Source organism: Pseudomonas sp. BF-B-26, assembly GCF_019956495.1.
GTDB lineage: Bacteria > Pseudomonadota > Gammaproteobacteria > Pseudomonadales > Pseudomonadaceae > Aquipseudomonas.
The window spans coordinates 57,774-77,327 of record NZ_JAHBDP010000080.1 but is presented as its reverse complement, the minus strand read 5'-3'; the positions used below and the strand labels follow the sequence as shown (position 1 = coordinate 77,327).

Below are 19,554 nucleotides of genomic sequence, written 5' to 3'. Positions count from 1 at the left end.
CTGGCAGAGAGCGTCCGATGCCTGCGCGTGCTATTTGCTCTTCCAGTATTTCTGCATTTCGAGAAATAGAAACGAGGCCGTCCAGGTTATGAGCACCAGACCCGTCAGCGCTTCCAGGCCGGTCAGGTACTTGAGATTGCCGACGGGTGAAATATCGCCGAAACCGATTGTCGTGTAGGTCGTGAAGGAAAAGTACACGCAGTCCAGCAGCGAACCATCGAAGTTGCCGGTCAGGCCGCCCCATTCGCCGGAGCGCACCATCAGGTAATAGACCAGCGCGAAGCACCAGACTTCTAACGCGTGGGCCAGCAGGGCGCCGAATACCCCGACGACAATCCTGAAACGGCTCCAAAGCTTGAGCCGCGGCAGCCAATCGTTCAGACGTAACAGGCATTCGTAGTGGATCACCACGGCGATGATGACCACCAGTGTGTTGATCAAGGTGACTGCCAGCATGGCGAACCTCCGGCGGTAGCGGATGCGCGGTGTTCCGCACTAAGGGGTGACAACAAGACACGCTCCTCAGGGTGGCGTCACGGTCAGTGGGGTGGATAGCGGGGCGGGTTTGATCGGCATGAGCGGTGAAAACTCTTCCGGCGTCAGGGTTTCTTTCTCCACCAACAGGTGTGCACCAGCGTCCAGATCTCCCCGGCGACTGGCGAGCAGGGCTTTTGCCCGCCCAAAGGCTTCATCGAGCAGGGCACGAATACCCAGGTCAACTTCCCTGGCCGTTTGTTCCGAATAGTCTTTCTCGCCAACGCCCTGCATACGATCGCCCAGATAGGTCGCGCTTTGCCGCTCCAGCACCGACTGTCCGAGTTCGGTACTCATGCCAAACCGGGTGATCAATTGTCGGGCGATATCAGTGGCGCGGGCCAGGTCATCGGCAGCCCCGGTAGAAATCTGGCCATAAGCAAGGTATTCGGCGGCGCGTCCGGCCATCAGGACCACGATCCGGTCCTTGAGCATTTGGCAACTGATGAGGAAGTGATCTTCGGTCGGTCGCTGCAGCGTATAGCCCAGAGAGCCAATGGAGCGGGGCACAATTGAGACTTTATGGACGGGGTCCATGGCGGGCAGGCTACTGGCGGCCAGGGCATGCCCCATTTCGTGATACGCCACCACCTGGCGCTCGTCGGGATGTAGCACGCTGCTCTTGCGTTCAACCCCCGCGACGATACGTTCCACTGCCGCCGTGAAGTCATTCAGGCTGACCGCTTCGGCGCCACGACGAGTGGCCACGATTGCCGCTTCGTTGACCAGGTTTGCCAGATCAGCGCCCGTGAAGCCCGTGGTGATGTCGGCAATACGCTCGCCATCCAGCCGCGGCTCCACAGTGATTTTTTGAAGATGGACCTTGAGGATCGCTTGCCGGCCTTTACGGTCCGGGCGATCAATCAGCACCTGGCGGTCGATCCGGCCGGCTCGCAGCAGCGCCGGGTCCAGGATCTCTGGCCGATTGGTCGCGGCCAGTAATACAACGCCCTCACGGGGATCGAATCCGTCCAGTTCTGCCAGTAACTGGTTGAGGGTTTGCTCCTTTTCGTCATTGCCGCCAAATGCGCCAACGCCTCGCATTTTGCCCAGCGCATCCAGTTCGTCGATGAAGATGATGCAGGGCGCCGCCTGCCGCGCTTGCTCGAACAAGTCGTGCACACGGGCGGCACCCACGCCAACGAACATTTCGACAAATTCTGATCCAGAGATCGAGAAAAACGGCACACCGGCTTCACCCGCGATGGCTTTGGCCACCAGGGTTTTGCCGGTTCCCGGCGGACCGACCAACAACGTACCCTTGGGAATGTGCGCCCCCAAGCGTGCGTATTTGGCCTTGTCCTTGAGAAAAGAGACGATTTCTACCAATTCGGCCTTGGCTTCATCGATACCCGCGACATCGGCGAAGGTCACCCCGGTATCGCGCTGGACGAACACCTTGGCCCGAGACTTGCCGATGTTCATCAACCCGCCTATGCCTTGTTTTTCCGCCATGGCGCGAAACAGAAAATGCCAGATCACCATGATCAGGAAAAACGGCAGCAGCCAGCCCAGCAGTCCATTCAAAAAGGTGTTTTCGTTAACCCCGGTAAAGCCGACACCCGATTGCGCGAGATCCGTCGCCAGCGCCGGATCGACCCGCACGGTGGAGAACAGGTTGTGCCCGTCAATGGGTTCCTGCAGTTTGCCGCTGATCTGATCCTTCTCGACCCGTAAATCGCTGACCTTTTGCTCGTTCAGCAATTGCAGAAACTGACTGTATGGAATGCTCTGCACGACACGACGATCAATAAACAGAAATTGAACGAGGGTGAGCACGACAAACGCGATCGCGAAGTAAGACAGGTTCCATTGGTGATTTTTTTTCATGACCTTCGCTCAGAAAGGAGGCATGGGTCGAACAGGCAGATCGCAGGTTCCCGGGTGATCGGCTCAAGCAAGCAGCAAACGATCCTCCACCTCCCTCACCCCGGGCACCGACCAGGCCGCCCGTTCCGCTATTCGGCGCTCGCGCCACAAATGAACTTTGCCTTCCAGCCTCACCACATCCCCATCGACCCTGACGTGAATCTCCTTGGCGTCGACTTCGGCGTTGCGCTTGAGGGCTTCTTCAATGCGATGCTGGATATCGACCACATCCACTCGGGGGACGAGGGTGAGTCGATTGTCCACACAGACCACGCCGGACAACTTGCGCACAGCGCGCTCGGCGGCTTCTTTCTGGTACTGCCAGTCCACTTCGCCTTCAAGGGTGATCCGCCCGTTCTGCACGATAACTTTTATCTCACCGTCGGGAACGTCGGCACTCCATTTGATGATGTTCAAGGCGCGGCTCGCGATGGTGTCGTCCGCTGTGCCGGCCCCTTTCTCCAGCCTGACCTGGATTTCTTCGGCCACAGCGCGCACCCCTTTGATGCCTTTTACCGCGCGCTCTGCACTGACTTTCTGTGCATAGCTGTTGACGTGACCGGAGAGGGTGACAACGCCATTGTCCACGGCAACGCCAATGTGGGCAGCGTCGATTTCAGGCTTGAATTCAAGCTCTTCCAAAATGGTCTTACGCAGACTCAAGTCGCTCATGACGGTGTCCTCTGTTTGATGCGCAATTGATGGGTCGCACGCGCCCGGTTGGTTTTTTTTACGCCCGAACGGCGCCAAGACATTGAGTTAAATCAACAAGGCTTCAGTGAGTTCTTCATTAATCGCCAGCGGGCCATTAGTTGACAAAAATCAGAGTGTGCAGGTGATGGAGTCAGATACTTGGGGCAACGATCTGAAGCTTTTCCAGTTGAGATAGACCAAGAGGAAAAAGTCATGAATAAGCGCTTGCCCTTTGTATTGCTGAGCGTTCTGTTGGCCGCGACTGCCGGTTGCAGTCATCAGCGCACTCAGGAATTCGACGCCCGATTGGAGGCCGCCGAAAACAATGCCGCAACGGCGAGGCTCAGGGCCGATGAGGCCTATATGAAGGCGGAACAGGCGCAGGCAACGGCCAGTCAGGCGCTACGCACGGCCGATGAAGAGAAGGTGCGTGCCAGTCGGATGACCAATAAGGCGACTCGCAAGTAATGAGCGATTGTACGAATTCCTGACAGGAAGTCGGGTTTGCAGTCCGCCAGGTAACGCGTTCCAAGGACGAGGTCTATGATGTTGAAACTTAAACGTATCCTATTGATTGCCCCCACCGAAATGACCCGCACCCCGGCGTTTGACCGGGCGCATGCACTGGCCTGTGCCACCGGAGCCTTGTTGCACATCGTCGCGTTCGACTATGTGCAGGCGCTGGCGGTGGCCGGGCTGTTTGATCACGATGCGATGGCCCAGGCACGGGAGGGCTACTTGCAGGTGCATCGACACTGGCTGGAGCAACAAGCCCGGTTTCAACGATGCATCGGGTTGCCGGTCACCACCGAGGTTGTCTGGGCCAAGTCCACCCCGGCGAATATCCTTGAGTACGTCAATGACTTCCATGCGGATCTGGTGATCAAGGACACCCAGCACGTACCGGCACTCGATCGCGCATTCCATCGTCCTCTGGACTGGCTGTTGCTGCGCAACTGTCCGGCCCCCTTGCATCTGGTTACTGAAGCTAAAAATCCCAAACCGTTGAAGATTCTCGCGACCATCGATCTGTCCCATCTGGAGGAGCTGACCCAAGGGCTCAATGACCGGATTCTCGACCTCGCCTCAACGTTGGCGGCCTCCTGTGACGCCGCCTTGCACGTGTTGAATGTCAACAACTGGTCGGTGATGGGCGACGCGACGAGGAGTGTGCCGACACCGAGTCTGGATAACAGTTTGAGAGACGCGGTCAACGATGCCCAGGAGGAAGCTTTTGAGGTACTTGTCGAACGCTATGGCATTAAAAAAAAATGCCAGCATCTACTGACCGGCATTCCCCACAAGGTGATCGGACTTTTCGCCCAACAGAATGCATTCGACATGGTGGTGCTGGGTACGGTCTATCACCACGGGATCGACAGGTTGATCGGCAGTACTGCCGAGAGCGTACTGAACAGGGCCCCGTGCAGCTTGACGATCGTCAAGCCATTGCCTTGGGTTGACTGAAACGACGACCCGGTCGCACCCGTCGTTGATAAAAATCAACGGCTCTTGCGCCAAAAGGAGCGATCAATAGCGCTCCCATGAATGTTCAAGGAGGCGGCCATGCGAATGACATTTCTCGGTGCAGCAGGCACGGTCACCGGCAGCAAATACCTGCTGGAACACCGCGACCAACACGTACTGATCGATTGCGGCCTGTTCCAGGGCTATAAACAACTGCGGTTGCATAACTGGGACCCGTTCCAGCTTCCGGTTGAGAACCTCGACGCTATCGTCCTGACCCATGCCCATCTGGATCACAGCGGCTACCTGCCCGTCTTGGTGCGCAGCGGTTACCGTGGGCCGGTGTATGCCACGCCCGCCACCTGTGAACTGGCGAGGATCCTGCTATTGGACAGCGGCCGCTTGCAGGAAGAGGCCGCCGAGTTCGCCAATCGGCATGGTTTCTCCCGACACAACCCGGCGTTGCCGCTTTATACCGAGCAAGATGCCGAGCGGGCACTGAAACTGTTACGGCCCGTGGAGTTGCACCACAAGGTCGAAATTGTCCCAGGCATGACCATCCAGCTTCGTTGTGCCGGGCATATTTTGGGTGCAGCGACGGTGGAGGTGATCGCCGATGGCATCACGCTGGTCTGTTCAGGGGATCTGGGGCGGCCGGATGATCCATTGATGTTCGCTCCAGAAATCGTCGAGCAGGCTGATTATCTGCTCGTGGAATCGACCTATGGTGATCGCAAGCATCCAGTCGAGTCGCCGGAGGCGCAATTGGCTGAAGTCATCACCCGCACCACGCTGCGTCATGGCATCACCTTGGTTCCGTCGTTCGCAGTAGGGCGCGCCCAACTGTTGATGTACCACCTGTATCGGCTGAAACAACGACACGCGATTCCCGATGTGCCGATCTATCTCAACAGCCCGATGGCCACCGACGTCACGAGTTTGTACCAGCGTTTTCGCAGCGAGCACCGTTTGTCCCCCGAAGAATGCGAAGGCATGTGTCACGTCGCGCAGTTCGTGCGCACCACCGCAGATTCGATCAAGCTGGATCAGCAGCGCACCCCGGCGGTGATTATCGCTGCCAGCGGCATGGCCACGGGGGGGCGGGTAATCCACCACCTCAAGGCGCTGGCCCCCAACCCGATCAATACGTTACTCGTACCTGGTTTCCAGGCCGGCGGTACCCGTGGCGCGCAAATTGTCGCAGGTGCGCCTTCGGTGCGCATTCACGGCAAGGATGTGCCGATCAGGGCCGAGGTGGTGCCGATGGAAACCCTGTCCGCGCACGCCGACGCCGATGAAATCATGCAGTGGTTGCGCGGGTTCAAGCGGCCGCCGAAACACACTTACGTGGTGCACGGCGAACCCAATGCCTCGGATGTGCTGCGTCGACGTATCAGCCTGGAGCTGGGGTGGTCGGTCTCGGTGCCGGAGTATCGCGACAGTGTTGAGCTGACCCAGTAAACCGGTCCTGGCGAGCGGGGATGGAAGCCGTCTTGAGGTGAGTGAAAACGGATACCTTCCTCGGCTGTACTGACCTGAGTGCCAGCGGTGCCGTTGACGAGGCCTTCAATGTCGGCCAATGAGCCGATGGCCGCCACTTTGCCGGTGTTGACGATCAGCCTGGTGTACATGGTGTCAGCTGAATGTGTGTAGCGTATTTTCTACCGTCGTCAGCGTTCGAAGCGCCATCGCAGATCCGTCACGCCTGTCTCTGGATGATGGGGAGGGCGTGGCACAAGCATTCACGCGCTGTCATCGGTTGTTCTTGTCCCTGGTATGCAACCATTCCTGCCAGGCTTGTCGGTATTTTTCATCCGCCCGTTTTTTCGCGTCAGAAAACTTATGGATGGTTTGCGTCGAAACGGGCTCGTTCAACAGTGCGTAGGCTTGATCGTTCAAACGGTCGGCTTCAAAAAACAACGCCCTGCTGCGGCTGCTCGATTCAAGGTTGGCTGAATGCGGCATGGCTGATTCATTGATGACCATGGTCGTACTCCTTCTGGAAGCACAAGAAGGTGAGCTGGGTGTCCTGGTCCCCCTCAACTTTCCATATTGAGACAACCGCGCCCGGTTCTATTCGTCACGTGTCCAGTCGTTTTTCAGGGTGTTTCCAAGCCCGGTTCCCGGCTTGATAGACCGCGTCACACTGCGGGCAGATGGCTGAACCCTCAACCCTCAACCCTCAACCCTCAACCCTCAACCCTCAACCCGCAACCCGCTGCAAGCAATACGGATCATGAGTGGATGTTTTGAACAGCTTGCTTTTTTGACTTTGCTGAAACTTGTCCATGGCTTTTTTCCTCGCGCATCAAATGGGAAAAAAACTCACCTATAACCGTGAAACCGTGACCGAAAAACAGATCCCTTCTCCTTTCAGCCTGCTGAACACACACCGTCATTTGGACTCGGTTTCTTGCTGCGCGAATTGATCGTTGTCAATTCCGGGACGTGAACTGACAGTCGGTCATCCCGAGGGTGCGCGCATTCTTTGGGCGATTTGGGGCGCGGTGGCGTTGTGAGTTTGTTGATAAAAGTCAACGTCGCACGGGCCAGTTCATAGAAGCTGAGAAAACGTACTTGTTGTAAAACTGGCCAGGAGAGCACCCTGATGGCTCACACTAAAATCGTGTTTCGTGCTGCAGCTCGCGAGAAAATCCTGAGTGGCGCCACACAGTTGGCGGATGCCGTGCGCGTGACGCTGGGGCCGAAATCAAAATCGGTATTGATCCAGAATAAGTGGAGCAATCCGACGGTTTGCAATGATGGTGTCACGATCGCCAAACGCATTGACCTGCTCGACCCCGAGGAAAACCTGGGTGCGCAAATGCTGCGTCAGGCGGCCGAGCGCACAGGCGATGCGGTAGGGGACGGGACCAGTACGTCAACGGTGCTGGCCCATGCAATCCTGGCCGATGGCATCCGCAACGTCGTTGCGGGTGCCAGTGCGATCGACCTCAAGCGCGGCCTGGATCGTGGGCTGTTGTTGGTCGTGGAATCCCTCGCCGCCCAGTCGCGCCCGGTCAGCACGCCCAAGGAAAAGGCCCAGGTCGCCACGCTGTCGGCGCATAACGATGCCGTCATCGGTCAGCTGGTGGCAGACGCCCTGGAAAAGGTCGGCGTTGAAGGCGTCGTCAGTGTCGAGGAGTCCAAGACCACCGAAACAGTGGTCGAAGTCATGGAAGGCATGCGGTTTGACCGGGGTTATGTCTCACCCTATTTCGTCACCGATGCCGAGAAGATGCAGGTCGAACTCGATGACGCCTACTTGTTGCTCTGTGACCATAAGATCGGTGCACTCAAAGACTTACTGCCCTTGCTCGAACTCGTTGCCAAAAGCGGGCAACCGCTGGTGTTGATCGCAGACGACATCGAAGGTGAGGCGTTGACCACACTGGTCGTCAACCAGATAAGAGGTGTTCTGCGAGCGGTGGCAATCAAGGCGCCAGGCTTTGGGGATCGGCGCAAGGAAATGCTTCAGGACATGGCCGTTCTGACCGGGGCAACGGTGGTTTCCAACGAACTGGGCGTCACCCTCGAACAGGTGGAACTGAACCAGTTGGGACGTGCACATCGAGTCGTGGTGCAAAAAGACAGCACAGCGCTGATCGGGGGCGCCGGTACACACGAGGCCATTGAGGCGCGTTTGCAGCAGATCCGTGCGCAAATAGACAGCACCACCAGCGACTACGACCGTGAAAAGCTTCAGGAACGACTGGCCAGGCTGTCTGGTGGTGTCGCGGTGATCCGGGTCGGAGCGCCTTCCGAAGCCGAAATGAAGGCACGCAAGGATGCACTGGATGATGCTATCTCAGCGACCCGGGCGGCGATCGCCGAAGGCATTGTTCCGGGGGGTGGTCTTGCGCTGCTCAAGGCCGTCCCGATTATCGCGGCCGAAGAGGCCCGCTATGAGGGTGATGCCAGGACCGGCTTGCAGATTCTTCGCCGGGCGCTGGAAGCGCCGGCCAGACTCATCGCTGAAAATTCGGCAGTGGATGCCGGCGTCGTGGTTGCACGGATGCTTGCGGAACCTGGGAACATTGGCTTCGATGCGTCCGCCAATTGCTATGTCGACATGTATGAAGCCGGCATCATTGATCCGACCAAGGTGGTGCGTATTGCCCTCGAAAATGCTGTTTCAGTCGCCAGTATCTTGCTGCTGACCGAGGCGACCATGACTGATATTCCGGAAAAGGAATCACCTGGCCAGCCACCGTTCCCTGAGTGATGGCTGTGAAAGGGGTAACGCTCACGTATACGAGGACGTCTCGATCAACGCCAGGTGACTGAGCTGCGGGTTTTCGCCGTGCAGGTTGTTCACTCTCGCCTCCACGCCATCTGCGGACTTTTCGGCAGTGTGAAGAAGGGAAGGCGCGCTCCGATTGATAGTGATCAAGTACGGTGGAATGAAAGGCTGCTCCTCTTACGGGGGCTCACGCCGGTAGTTGATATTTATCAACGTCAGGCACTTTCCAGAGGAGCAACCTGAATCAACGCTGGTGCTTGGTCCGGCGTGGACGCACCGGCTGAGCCCTACGAGGCCAACGGCAGGCGTTGAAGCCCTCTGCCTGGAGTCAGACCATGAGCCAGTATCAACAGTTGTTACTCATCATCCACCTGGCCCTGCGCCATTCTCCGGCAATCGACCATGCAGCAGCGCTCGCCAAGGCCAGCGGTGCACGTTTGCATATTGCGACGTTGATTCCTGCGTTGAAACTGTTGTCGCTGCTCGAAGAAGGCGACCGGGAAAAGGCTCGGGCGCGTTACCTGCAGGACCATCGCGATTGGCTGGAGGACCAGTCCAAACTTCTGCGTGGCAGAGGGATCGAGGTGACCACCGAGGTGGCTTGGGCTGATGACATGGAGCAAGACATCCTGGATCACGTCAAGGAACTGCAGCCCGACCTGTTGATTAAGGAAATCCAGCAAGAATCAGCGCTCAAGCGCGCGTTTTTCACCCCGCTGGACTGGCACTTGCTGCGCCACTGCCCGATACCGGTCTATCTGGTGGGCGGCGGTCATGCCTTGCCACGCAAGGTCGTGGCGGCGGTTGACGTTTCGGACACCGAGCCTGCAAACAGCGAACTGAATGAGCGGATCATTCAACAAGCCACCAACCTGGCGTTGCAGTGTGATGCCGAGTTGCACCTGCTGTATGCCTGCGATCTTTCGGGGGTGTATCTGGCGGACATGGGTGGTCTCGCGCTTTCAGACATCACCAAAGAGTTGCGCACAACCGAGGAACAATCGTTCATCAAACTGGCCGGTCTGTACGGCGTACCCTCTGACCGCCGGCATTTCGTTCTCGGACACCCGGTCTCGGCGTTGAGCGATTTTGCCAACGAGCAGCAGGTGGATGTGATCGTGATGGGCAGAGTCCAGTACCACGGCCTGGAGAAGCTGCTGGGCAGTACGACCGAACATATTCTGTACCAGGTGCCTTGTAGTGTTCTGGCGGTCTAGAACGGACAAGGCCATGTTGTAACGAAACGACAGGCGTCATTGCCTGAGGAGGTTTTTCATGAGTCAAAGCCCCTCATTGCAAACCACATTGGAGGACCGGGCAGAAGCCGGTCGACGTCTGGTGGAACCGTTGCTCAAATACGCCCATCGACCCGATGTCATCGTCCTCGCCTTGCCCCGTGGCGGCGTTCCGGTCGCCTATGAAGTGGCCAAGGCCCTGGACGTGCGCCTGGACCTGATGCTGGTCCGAAAGCTGGGCGTTCCGTCCCAGCCGGAGTTCGCCATGGGCGCCATTGCCAGTGGCGGTATACAAATCATTAATGAAGACGCCTTGCGGGCGCACCCCATTACCCCGGCCGCGTTCGATGCCGTGCTCGCGCGCGAAACACAGGAGCTGTTGCGTCGTGAGCAGGTGTACCGCGGAACCCGCCCCCCCGTGCGACTGAAGGATCAGGTGGTGATCCTGATCGACGATGGCCTGGCAACCGGGGCCTCGATGATGGCGGCAATCCACGCCGTGCGAATACAAGCACCGTCTCGCATCGTCGTCGCCGTGCCGGTTGCGCCGCTGGAAACGGTGGAGGCACTGCGCAGTGAAGTCAACGAGGTGATCTGCCCGCTGATTCCCGAGTGGATGATGTCGATCGGTTATTGGTACTTGAGATTTCCCCAGACTTCAGACGAAGAGGTCATAGATTTGTTAATGCGGGCCTGGCAGCGAGAGTCTGCCACCAGCGCCTCGACTCAGGGGAACGTCGATGACTGAGTCGCAATATCGACAGCTGGACCTGAGGGACGTTGAGTTATCAGCCGATTTGCGTCTGCCGACCAACGCCAGCGCTCTGGTGGTCTTCGTGCATGGCAGCGGCAGTGGTCATACAAGCCCGCGCAATCAGTATGTTGCAGAGTCGCTGGCCAGCAGGGGGCTGGCGTCGCTGCTGTTCGACCTGCTCACGGAGCCAGAGCAACGCCTGGACAACCTCACCCGGGAGCTACGTTTCGATATCGCCTTGCTCGCCAGGCGACTGGTGGAGGTCATCGACTGGGTCGGTCGCGACGTGGAATTGCACTCGCTACGAATCGGTCTGTTCGGCGCCAGCACCGGTGCGGCGGCGGCGTTGTTGGCGGCGGCCGTGCGCCCGGAGGTGGTGCATGCGGTGGTTAGCCGAGGAGGGCGTACCGACCTGGCGGGTGCGGCATTGTCGCAGGTGAGGGCGCCCACTCTGCAGATCGTTGGCGCCCAGGACCCGGTGGTACTCGAACTGAATGACCAAAGCTGTCATGCCTTGCGGTGTGAGCAGCATCTGGAGATCGTGGCGGGCGCTACCCATCTTTTTGAAGAACCGGGGGCCCTTGAGGAAGTCGCCAGACTCGCTGGCGACTGGTTCGAGAAGCATCTGCACGGCCCCGACTGAAAACGCTTGATCGGCCTCACACGCCAAACGGATAGGTTTCGTCTTCCGGTTCGAGTTTCTGGCTTTTCGGCAGCGCCAGTGCTGTTACGGGTTGGGTCTGTTCAATCCAGATCATGGCATCGAACTGTTCGGCCAGCATCGCTTCGAAGTAGTGACTGCCACGCTCGGTTTTGGGGCGGTAAATCACCCCGATGGCCCGTTCCAGCAACGGTTTGGACAACACCCGGCGCAACTCTTTGCGCGTTGGGTCTCGCCAGTCGGTCAATGACGCCGGCACACCCGCCTTGAGGAACTGATGCTCCCAACTGTCCGGGCGAGAGGGCCGGATGTCCTTGATCAGCATGTCACCGTCCCAGTCATCGGCCGCAGCCACCTGGCCACGGTCGGTGCTCATACCGATCAGAACGACATCGCGTCCATAGGCGCTGCGGCACAGCTGACCGATGTTGAATTGGCCCTTCCAGCCCATTTCCGTGGCGGCCGCGTTGCCGATATGAGAATTGTGCGCCCAGACCACAGCTTTGGCTTGCGGGCCCCGGTGCTCAAGGAGGGCCCGTAGTGTGTCGAACATGTGCCGGTCACGCAGGTTCCACGAGGCGGTGGACCCTCGATAAATCGCCCGGTAATACTGCTCCGCCGCCTGCACCACGCGGGCGTTTTGCGCCGCATTGAAGAACGCCTCGTCGTTCTGGATGAGCCCCGCCAGTTGTTCGGCCAGCATGGCGTTGAGCTGTTCGATCACCGCTTGTTCACAGGGCATCACACCGCCACGTTCGACGAAGTGGCCATACAGCGCGGGATCATCCTGCCACGGGGTCAAGCAGCCATAGCGCCGCCGGGCTTCATGGGCCAGAGGCGGGTCGACCCGGTCCAAATAGGCCAGCACTTCATGAATGGAGTTGCGCAAGCTATAGACATCCAGGCCGCGAAACTCAACGCGACGGTCAGCGGCGTGCTGGTGATTGTACTGATGCAGCCAGTGGGTGAAAGCCTTTACCTCGCTGTTGCGCCACATCCAGGTCGGGAACCGGCTGAAAATGTGGCGCTTCCACGCGGAATGCGCCAACCCCCGGACGTACTGGTCGACGTGGCCGGCGTCCGGCCAGTCTGCTTCAACCGCCACGATATTGAACCCGTGCCGCTCGATCAGCCTTTGGGTAATCGCCGCCCGGGTTCGATAAAAATCACTGGTGCCATGACTGGCCTCACCGATCATCACCACGCGCGCATCCGCGTAGCGATCGAACATTTCACCAAACGCGGATGAATCCAGCGCCGGCAGAGGCTCAGCGTATTGGCGCAGAAGAGGTGCGATGGCGGCCTGGTCAATGTGCCGAGGTGAGCCATACAGTTTATCCAGCATGTCTTGGGAGGGTGTGTTCATGACCGTCATCCCCATAAGGGTGGGTTACCGCCAGCGGTATTGCGCTTGCGCTCAACCGCCCGAAATCAATCGGCAGGGGCTCGACACATTGTGTTTAAGCGCAAGCCTTTGTGTTGCTTCGTCACCTGTTTGATTATTCCTACACCTTGAACCAGACGAACAATTGAGATTCGTCAATAAAGAGCGCGATGCCTTAAGCGTAGGTACCGGGATCCAGTATTCGTTGGCTGCTGAATATGACCTGACGCGATGGGCGTTATTCCGAATGCAGGCTTGGAAGGCTCATTTTCCTTTGACCTTGTAAATGGTCTGCGTCTAGCTAGGCTCCAGCCTAGGGCGGTCATCAGGGCAGGGCATTGAACGGTAAGTGAAGGACGCGTATTGATCCGCTGAACACAGGGGCGTAGATCATGGAAGCATTTGGCATGAAGAGTTCTTTCAACCGATCACATCTTACTCTTGCCCTCTGCGTAGCAGCGCTCATGGGCTGTACCCGTACGAGCGAAGAGACATCGCAAACAACGTCGCCCATGTCCGGTATCGCCATGGCGGACCAGGTTTGCGCCCAATGCCATGGGCTGACAGGGGAATCCATCTCGCCAACGTTTCCCAAGTTGGCCGGGCAGCAAAAAGAGTACCTGAAGTTGCAGCTGGCTGACTTCAAGAGCCATGCACGCAACGATAAAGCCGGGACTCAGTACATGTGGGGTTTTACCCATCTGACAGAGACCCAGATTGCCGAGCTGGCCGACTATTTTTCAAGTCAGAGCCCCATGAAGGCGGATGCCGACACGCCTGATGCCCGCGGTGAATTGATCTTTCGCCAGGGCTCGCCTGGTGCGGGCATCGCGCAGTGCAGTTCGTGCCATGGTGCTGACGGTCAGGGCAGTGGCGAGATTCCCCGCCTGGCGGGTCAACATGCCGATTATATGATTCGCCAGATCAAGGTTTTTCAACAAGCCAACCAGCGTCCCCGGGGTGACCTGACGAAGCAGATTGCTCACGCACTGTCTGATGCGGATGCCGAATCTGTCGCTCATTACATGGCGACACTCGGGGCCAAAAAATAGTGGTCTCCGAGGTGACTGTAATGAGCTTGAACTGAAACCAATGACAAGGTCGCAAGATCGGCTGATTCAATGAAAAAAAAGCCCCCGCCGGTTTCCCGGCAAGGGGCAGGGCGGTCTGGGGTTCACTCGCCTTTGATCGGCACGACCTTATCCGCTTTCATGGCTTCGGGCTTTTTCGGCAGCGAGATGCTCAGCACGCCTTTGCTGAAACTCGCGTCGATCTTATCGGCATCGACCCCTTTGGGCAGGTTGAACACCCGCTCGAAGGAACCGTAGTGACGCTCGCTGAGGTGATAACCCTTCCTTTTTTCTTCCTTGTCCTCTTTCTTTTCGCCTTTGATGATCAGGCTGCCGTTGGACAGTTTGATCTCAATGTTTTTCTGATCCATACCGGGCAGTTCGGCAGTGATTTCGAAGCTTTTGTCTTTCTCGGTGATGTCCACGGCAGGCAGGCTGTGAGCGATCAGTTCCCGACGCCAGAGCGGCTCGACATCGAACAGCCCGCGACCGAATGGCGACAGCCCAGAGCCGCGATTGAAGTCTTCGAACAGGTGATCGACCTGTTGCCGAAGTTTTTCCAAGGGGCGCCAGAGGTCTGTTACCACTGGATGCTGACTGGCTTTGTCGTCGCTATGAACCGGCACTTTTTTTTCGCTGTTGCTCATTTTGATTCCTCCTCTTGGGTAATAGAGATGGATCGCAAACACCCGTTTGGCGGCCCACCACGACAGAACAAACACGCCACACTGGCCCCTACAAGGACAGTGTCCCGGACCACAACATCCAGCCGGCGAAGGCCGCCGCCACCCAGATGATGATCAACAGTCCCGTCTCGGGGCCGCTGAGCGGTTGCCCCTGACGAGTCTTCATAGTGACCAGGTAAATCAATGAACCGGGGGCGTAGAGCAAAGCGCTGAGCAACATGTATTTAGGCCCGGCGGCATACAGCAGCCACAGGCAATACAGCGTGGCGACCGAGGCGATGGCCATATCGCGTAGTTGCAGGGCGCGGTGGCCGGCATAGGTCTGGCCCTGCCAGGTCAGTTTCAGCGCATACAGACCGCTGAACAGGTACGGCAGCAGAATCATTGAGGTGGCCAGGGAAATCAGCGCGAGGTAACTGGCGCTCGAATACAACGTCAGTAACAGGAACAGTTGAATGCAGCCGTTGGTGATCCACAGCGCATTGGCCGGTACACCTTGGGTGTTTTCCACAGCAAGCGATCCCGGCATGACCTTTTCCTTGGCCGGTGTGAACACCGATTCCGCCGCCAGCAGCGTCCAGGCGAGCAGGGCGCCACCCACCGAAATGATCAAGCCGATGCTGATCAGCACCGCGCCCCACGGCCCGGCGGCAGCCTGAAGCACGCCGGCCATCGAAGGGTTTTTCAGGGCGGCCAGTTCAGGTTGTCTGAGAATGCCCAGCGAGAGCAACGACACTGCAATCAACAGCAACAGGGTGATGACAAAGCCGATGACCGTGGCGCGGCCGACATTGGCGCGTTCTGCGGCGCGGGCGGAGAACACGTTGGCGCCTTCGATCCCGATGAACACCCAAACGGTGACCAGCATGGTGCTTTTGACTTGATCGAGGGTGCTGCCCAGCGCGGGCGAGCCCCAGAAATCGACAGTGAAGGTTTCACGCTGGAAGGCCGCGATCACCAGACCGATAAACAGCAGCAACGGTACGATCTTGGCTACCGTGGTCAACGCGTTGGCCCGGGCCGCGGTGCGCATCCCTCTGAGGATCATCCAGTGCAACGACCACAACACCACGGACGCGCCGGCAATCGCTGCTTTGTTATTGCCTTCACCGAACAGCGGGAAGAAATAACTCAGGGCCGCGAACAAAATCACCAGGTAGCTGACGTTGCCGATCCAGGCGCTGATCCAGTAGCCCCAGGCTGAATTGAACCCGAGGAATTCGCCACCCAAGGCGCGTGCATAGGCAAACACCCCGTTATCCAGTGCTGGTTGGCGGTTGGACAAGGTCTGATAGACCAGTGCCAGCGACAGCATGCCGACGCCGGTGATCAGCCAACCAATCAGGATCGCCCCGGCACCCGCGCTGGCCGCCATGTTTTGCGGCAGGCTGAAAATGCCGCTGCCAATCATCGAACCGACCACCAGGGCAATCAGCAGGCTCAAGGACAAGCGTTTGGGTTCCACCTTTCGCAAACTGCCTGCAAGTGGGTGGGCAGTCGGCGGGATGACCGGCTGGGTGCCTTGCAGGTGCGTAGCCATGGGAGCCTCCACGAAACGAAAGTTTCTGCACTCATCGAAGGCGATGGTGCGAATGCTGACTCTAATTTCTACATGTCCGTCCAACGCCTGATTGATTTAGATCAGAAAGAAGGCAAACACCGGGTTTGTCCGGGCACAGCCATGACCTGCGTTGTGTCCAACGCCTCAATTGCGGCCCCCGGCGGACACAAAAGACATTCGAGTCCTAAGCTCTACTTCGATGAGCGACAGATGTTTGTACGGCGAGGCCTGCAAATCGCTTTTTTAAGGAACTCACTTCGATGCTCAGTAAGTGGCTGGACCCCGTTCTGTTGCTGCTCACCGCACTGACGCTGCTGGCCGGCGGCATTGCGTATGTTGCGCAAGCACCTGATTGGGCCTCGAGGTGCTGGGCCGCGGGAAGTCTGGTGATGTCCGCAGTACTGCTCGTTGAAATCGTCAGGCGCCTGGCCCGGCGCGAGGCCGGTGTCGACCTGATCGCGCTGCTGTCGATCACTGCCGCCCTGGTCTTTGAGCAGACACTGGTGGCGGCGGTGATTGCCTTGATGCTGGCGACCGGACGCACCCTGGAGTTTTTCACCAAGCAACGCGCCGACCGCGAGCTTCGTGCGCTCATCGACCGGGCGCCACGTTTTGCCTGGCTGCAGGAGGAGGGCGGCTTGCGCCAGATCCCCATTGAGCAGGTCCAGCTAAATCAAACATTGCTGGTGCGGTTGGGAGAGGTGATACCGGTCGATGGTCGCCTGCTGAGTCCTGCGGCCATTCTCGACGAATCGGCGCTCAGCGGTGAGTCGTTGCCCGTCACCCGTCGAGAGGGCGAGCAACTGCCCAGCGGCGTTTCCAATGTCGGTGCGCCCATCCTGCTAATCGCTACGCGAACGGCCGCGCAGAGTACCTATGCCGGCATCGTGCGGCTGGCCGAGGAGGCACGTCGTTCGCGCGCACCTTTCGTGCGCCTGGCCGACCGCTATGCATTGTTCTTCATCCCATTGACGTTGTTGCTTGCCGGATTCGCTTGGCATTTGAGTGGTGATCCTTTGCGAGCGCTGGCGGTTCTGGTGGTGGCCACACCTTGTCCTTTGATTCTGGCGGTACCGATCTCCTTCATGTCGGGTATTTCGAGAGCCGCGCGGCGCGGGATCCTGATCAAGGACGGCGTGACCCTGGAAGCGTTGGCCGGAGTCAAGCAGGTGTTCCTCGACAAGACCGGCACGCTGACCAGCGGCCACGCCCGTCTGCAGTCGGTTGAGGTGAATGGGCTGGCCGATCCGCAATATTTGCTTGGCCTGGCGGCTTCACTCGCGCAGGCCTCGACGCATCCTGTCTCCCAGGCAATTGTTGAAGCGGCGCATCAGCGTCAATTGCCTCTCAGCGTCCCACAGGACGTAGAAGAAAACCCAGGCTCTGGACTTTGTGGGCAGGTCGATGGCGTGCAGGTGCGTTTCGGCACGTTGTCTTTTGCTCACAAAGACACCCCTGAAACTGACTGGGCCGCCGCCATGCTGCGCCACATGGATTACCTGGCGTGCAGTGGAAGCTTCATTGACGTGGATGGCAAACTCGCGGGCCTGCTGGTTTTCTCGGACAAGGTTCGGCGCGAAACTCCACAGACTCTGCGTCGACTGCGCAATAGGGGCATCGAAAAGATCGTCATGCTCACAGGCGATCGCCTGGAAACCGCCGAGATGATTGCGCTGTCTGCCGGGATTGACGAGCTGCGTGCCGGGTTGACCCCTGAGGATAAAGTGCGTGCTGTACAGCAAGGTTGCCTGCGCACGAGCACATTGATGGTCGGCGATGGCATTAACGACGCCCCCGCGCTGGCGGCGGCGAATGTCGGCGTGGCCATGGGGGCCAGCGGTGCCACTGCTTCTGCACAAGCCGCTGGAGTTGTGCTGTTGGTGGATCGTCTGGACCGTCTGGTCGAGGCGCTGGACATTGCCCGACGCACCCACTACATCGCTCGCCAGGGTGTGTTGGTCGGCATGGGGATGTCGTTGCTGGCCATGGCGGTGGCGGCCATCGGTTACTTGCCGCCGCTGATTGGCGCCGTGGTGCAGGAGGGCATCGACGTGGTGATTATCCTTAACGCGTTGCGGGCTCTGGGGCCGTTGTGGGGGCAGAAAAAACGAAAGCTTGCCGCAGAGCATATCGATCGCCTGCAGGACGAACACCAGCAACTCTCCACCGTATTGAGCGATCTGCACCAACTGGCCAGCGACTTTGCCCAGCGCCCACTTGCGCAAGCACAGACCGACTTGCAGGAACTGGTCGACAAGCTGCAAACATCACTGGCGCAGCATGAACACGAAGATGAAAACACACTGTACCCGCTGCTGACGCGAAGCATGCCGGGCGAGGACCCGATGTCGGCTATGAGCCATGCTCACCGGGAGATTTTTCGTCTTATCCATTTACTGGCGCGCATGAGTAGCGACTTCAGTTCCGACCCCGCAACGGCATCTGCTGATGAGATTCAGCATCAGCTGATTCGTCTGGATACCCTCGTGCGACTGCACTTTGATCAGGAGGAGGAACTGTTTCGTTATCTGGATTGGCGCTAGAAATTCAAGTCCGGCAAAAAGGGGGATGAAATGAGTAATACCGATGAGCGTGATAAGCGTTGTATCGCTTCTCCATACCTCGAAGACGTCGAAGCGATTGTCCGTCAGCTGGATTCTGACTGGCGCACGAGCACGGGCGTGCCACGATGGTCTTGAATCGTGCATTTTGGGGGCGCTTGGTTTGGGACTACGCTAAAGCCATGCGGATCGTCGATCAATCGGGACCCACTGTTCGCGCTGCGTCCGTCCCTGGAGCGCCCAATGCCGTTCATCATCACGCGCCTGGTGGCGCTGTTTGTTCTTTGCCTGACGCTTGAAGTGCCAGCCCAGACCAACGCCTGCCCGGCCGGCGAGACACAAGTGTGCCTGGACGGCTGCATCTGCCTGCCAGGCCGGGTGCCTGATGACCTCTACCAGATCGCTGCCCCGGCCCTGGCGATGTGGCTGACCCAAGCCCGCGCTGACGCAGCCGGCACCGGCATCCAACCCATTCCGCCGCACATCCGGGAGCGACTGCTGCGCTGGTACGACCCCAGCGTCCTCGATGCTGCGCGCTACAAAGTGAGCGACAACGGCCAATTCAACGCCGCCACGGCCATGCTGCAAAACCCCGATGTCGGTGCCGTGACGCTGATCGACATCATCCTCTTCCGGGACGCTCAAACTGCAGAGCAGGACATTGCGCTTTGGGCTCACGAACTAAAGCATGTGCAGCAGTATCAGGAATGGGGGGTAGAAGTATTTGCCCAGCGCTATACACAGGATTTCAATGCTGTGGAGGCGCCGGCCTATGCCATACAGGCTGAGGTCAGGCGGTGGGGGCGGGAAGGGAATTACTGAAGAGATCGATTGCA

At 58.6% G+C, this 19,554-nt stretch carries 17 protein-coding genes and 1 pseudogene; 10 read left to right on the top strand and 8 right to left on the bottom strand.

What is annotated here, in order from left to right; genetic code table 11:
• Positions 1-30 precede the first annotated feature (30 nt).
• From KGB03_RS17240 to KGB03_RS17230, 3 genes are all read right to left on the bottom strand, one after another.
• Entirely contained in the window at positions 31-456 is a 426-nt protein-coding gene (locus tag KGB03_RS17240) for a potassium channel family protein (RefSeq protein ID WP_111448914.1), read from the bottom strand.
• Between the two features lie 66 nt (positions 457-522).
• The gene (ftsH, locus tag KGB03_RS17235; protein ID WP_223527797.1) at positions 523-2,364 is read right to left on the bottom strand and encodes an ATP-dependent zinc metalloprotease FtsH; all 1,842 of its coding nucleotides are present in this window, start codon (positions 2,362-2,364) and stop codon (positions 523-525) included.
• A 63-nt stretch (positions 2,365-2,427) separates the two neighbouring features.
• Positions 2,428-3,075, bottom strand: coding sequence for a BON domain-containing protein (locus KGB03_RS17230; RefSeq protein ID WP_111448912.1), 648 nt, complete (start codon positions 3,073-3,075; stop codon positions 2,428-2,430).
• A 234-nt stretch (positions 3,076-3,309) separates the two neighbouring features.
• Between KGB03_RS17230 and KGB03_RS17225 the strand changes: the two genes are divergently transcribed.
• From KGB03_RS17225 to KGB03_RS17215, 3 genes are all read left to right on the top strand, one after another.
• On the top strand, positions 3,310-3,564 hold the full coding sequence (locus KGB03_RS17225; RefSeq protein WP_192410586.1) for an Lpp/OprI family alanine-zipper lipoprotein: 255 nt from the start codon (positions 3,310-3,312) through the stop codon (positions 3,562-3,564).
• A gap of 78 nt (positions 3,565-3,642) precedes the next feature.
• Positions 3,643-4,563 carry a universal stress protein gene (locus KGB03_RS17220; RefSeq protein WP_223527930.1) on the top strand — a complete coding sequence of 307 codons (921 nt, stop codon included), beginning with the start codon at positions 3,643-3,645 and terminating at the stop codon, positions 4,561-4,563.
• Between the two features lie 99 nt (positions 4,564-4,662).
• Positions 4,663-6,024: an MBL fold metallo-hydrolase RNA specificity domain-containing protein gene (locus KGB03_RS17215; protein ID WP_223527794.1), complete on the top strand. Its 1,362-nt coding sequence runs from the start codon at positions 4,663-4,665 to the stop codon at positions 6,022-6,024.
• 44 nt (positions 6,025-6,068) lie between these two features.
• Here KGB03_RS17215 and KGB03_RS17210 read toward each other — a convergent pair.
• Positions 6,069-6,173: pseudogene (locus KGB03_RS17210) on the bottom strand (carbamate kinase); the annotation flags it as partial.
• A gap of 142 nt (positions 6,174-6,315) precedes the next feature.
• Entirely contained in the window at positions 6,316-6,549 is a 234-nt protein-coding gene (locus KGB03_RS17205; RefSeq protein ID WP_111448910.1) for a hypothetical protein, read from the bottom strand.
• A gap of 622 nt (positions 6,550-7,171) precedes the next feature.
• Here KGB03_RS17205 and groL point away from each other — a divergent pair.
• The 4 genes from groL (at position 7,172) to KGB03_RS17185 (ending at position 11,438) form a co-directional block, all read left to right on the top strand.
• Positions 7,172-8,788, top strand: a complete 1,617-nt coding sequence (gene groL / locus KGB03_RS17200) for a chaperonin GroEL (protein WP_223527791.1) — start codon at positions 7,172-7,174, stop codon at positions 8,786-8,788.
• A gap of 353 nt (positions 8,789-9,141) precedes the next feature.
• A complete protein-coding gene (locus KGB03_RS17195) occupies positions 9,142-10,023 on the top strand; it encodes a universal stress protein (RefSeq protein WP_218535966.1) in 882 nt (293 codons plus the stop codon).
• Between the two features lie 58 nt (positions 10,024-10,081).
• Positions 10,082-10,789, top strand: coding sequence for a phosphoribosyltransferase (locus KGB03_RS17190; protein WP_218535968.1), 708 nt, complete (start codon positions 10,082-10,084; stop codon positions 10,787-10,789).
• Positions 10,782-11,438, top strand: coding sequence for a dienelactone hydrolase family protein (locus KGB03_RS17185; protein WP_218535970.1), 657 nt, complete (start codon positions 10,782-10,784; stop codon positions 11,436-11,438). The genes KGB03_RS17190 and KGB03_RS17185 overlap by 8 nt, the downstream gene beginning before the upstream one ends.
• A gap of 16 nt (positions 11,439-11,454) precedes the next feature.
• Here the strand turns inward: KGB03_RS17185 and KGB03_RS17180 are convergent, their stop codons facing one another.
• On the bottom strand, positions 11,455-12,822 hold the full coding sequence (locus tag KGB03_RS17180) for an erythromycin esterase family protein (RefSeq protein WP_218535972.1): 1,368 nt from the start codon (positions 12,820-12,822) through the stop codon (positions 11,455-11,457).
• Positions 12,823-13,232: 410 nt separating this feature from the next.
• Here KGB03_RS17180 and KGB03_RS17175 point away from each other — a divergent pair, with 410 nt between their 5' ends.
• A complete protein-coding gene (locus tag KGB03_RS17175; protein WP_192410592.1) occupies positions 13,233-13,892 on the top strand; it encodes a c-type cytochrome in 660 nt (219 codons plus the stop codon).
• Positions 13,893-14,014: 122 nt separating this feature from the next.
• Here KGB03_RS17175 and KGB03_RS17170 read toward each other — a convergent pair whose 3' ends face one another.
• Positions 14,015-14,557: an Hsp20/alpha crystallin family protein gene (locus tag KGB03_RS17170; RefSeq protein WP_192410593.1), complete on the bottom strand. Its 543-nt coding sequence runs from the start codon at positions 14,555-14,557 to the stop codon at positions 14,015-14,017.
• 88 nt (positions 14,558-14,645) lie between these two features.
• Positions 14,646-16,136, bottom strand: coding sequence for an arginine-ornithine antiporter (gene arcD, locus KGB03_RS17165; protein ID WP_218535974.1), 1,491 nt, complete (start codon positions 16,134-16,136; stop codon positions 14,646-14,648).
• A gap of 281 nt (positions 16,137-16,417) precedes the next feature.
• Here arcD and KGB03_RS17160 point away from each other — a divergent pair, with 281 nt between their 5' ends.
• Positions 16,418-18,700, top strand: coding sequence for a heavy metal translocating P-type ATPase (locus KGB03_RS17160; protein WP_218535976.1), 2,283 nt, complete (start codon positions 16,418-16,420; stop codon positions 18,698-18,700).
• Positions 18,701-18,961: 261 nt separating this feature from the next.
• Positions 18,962-19,540, top strand: coding sequence for a DUF4157 domain-containing protein (locus KGB03_RS17155; RefSeq protein WP_218535978.1), 579 nt, complete (start codon positions 18,962-18,964; stop codon positions 19,538-19,540).
• Positions 19,541-19,554: the final 14 nt, after the last annotated feature.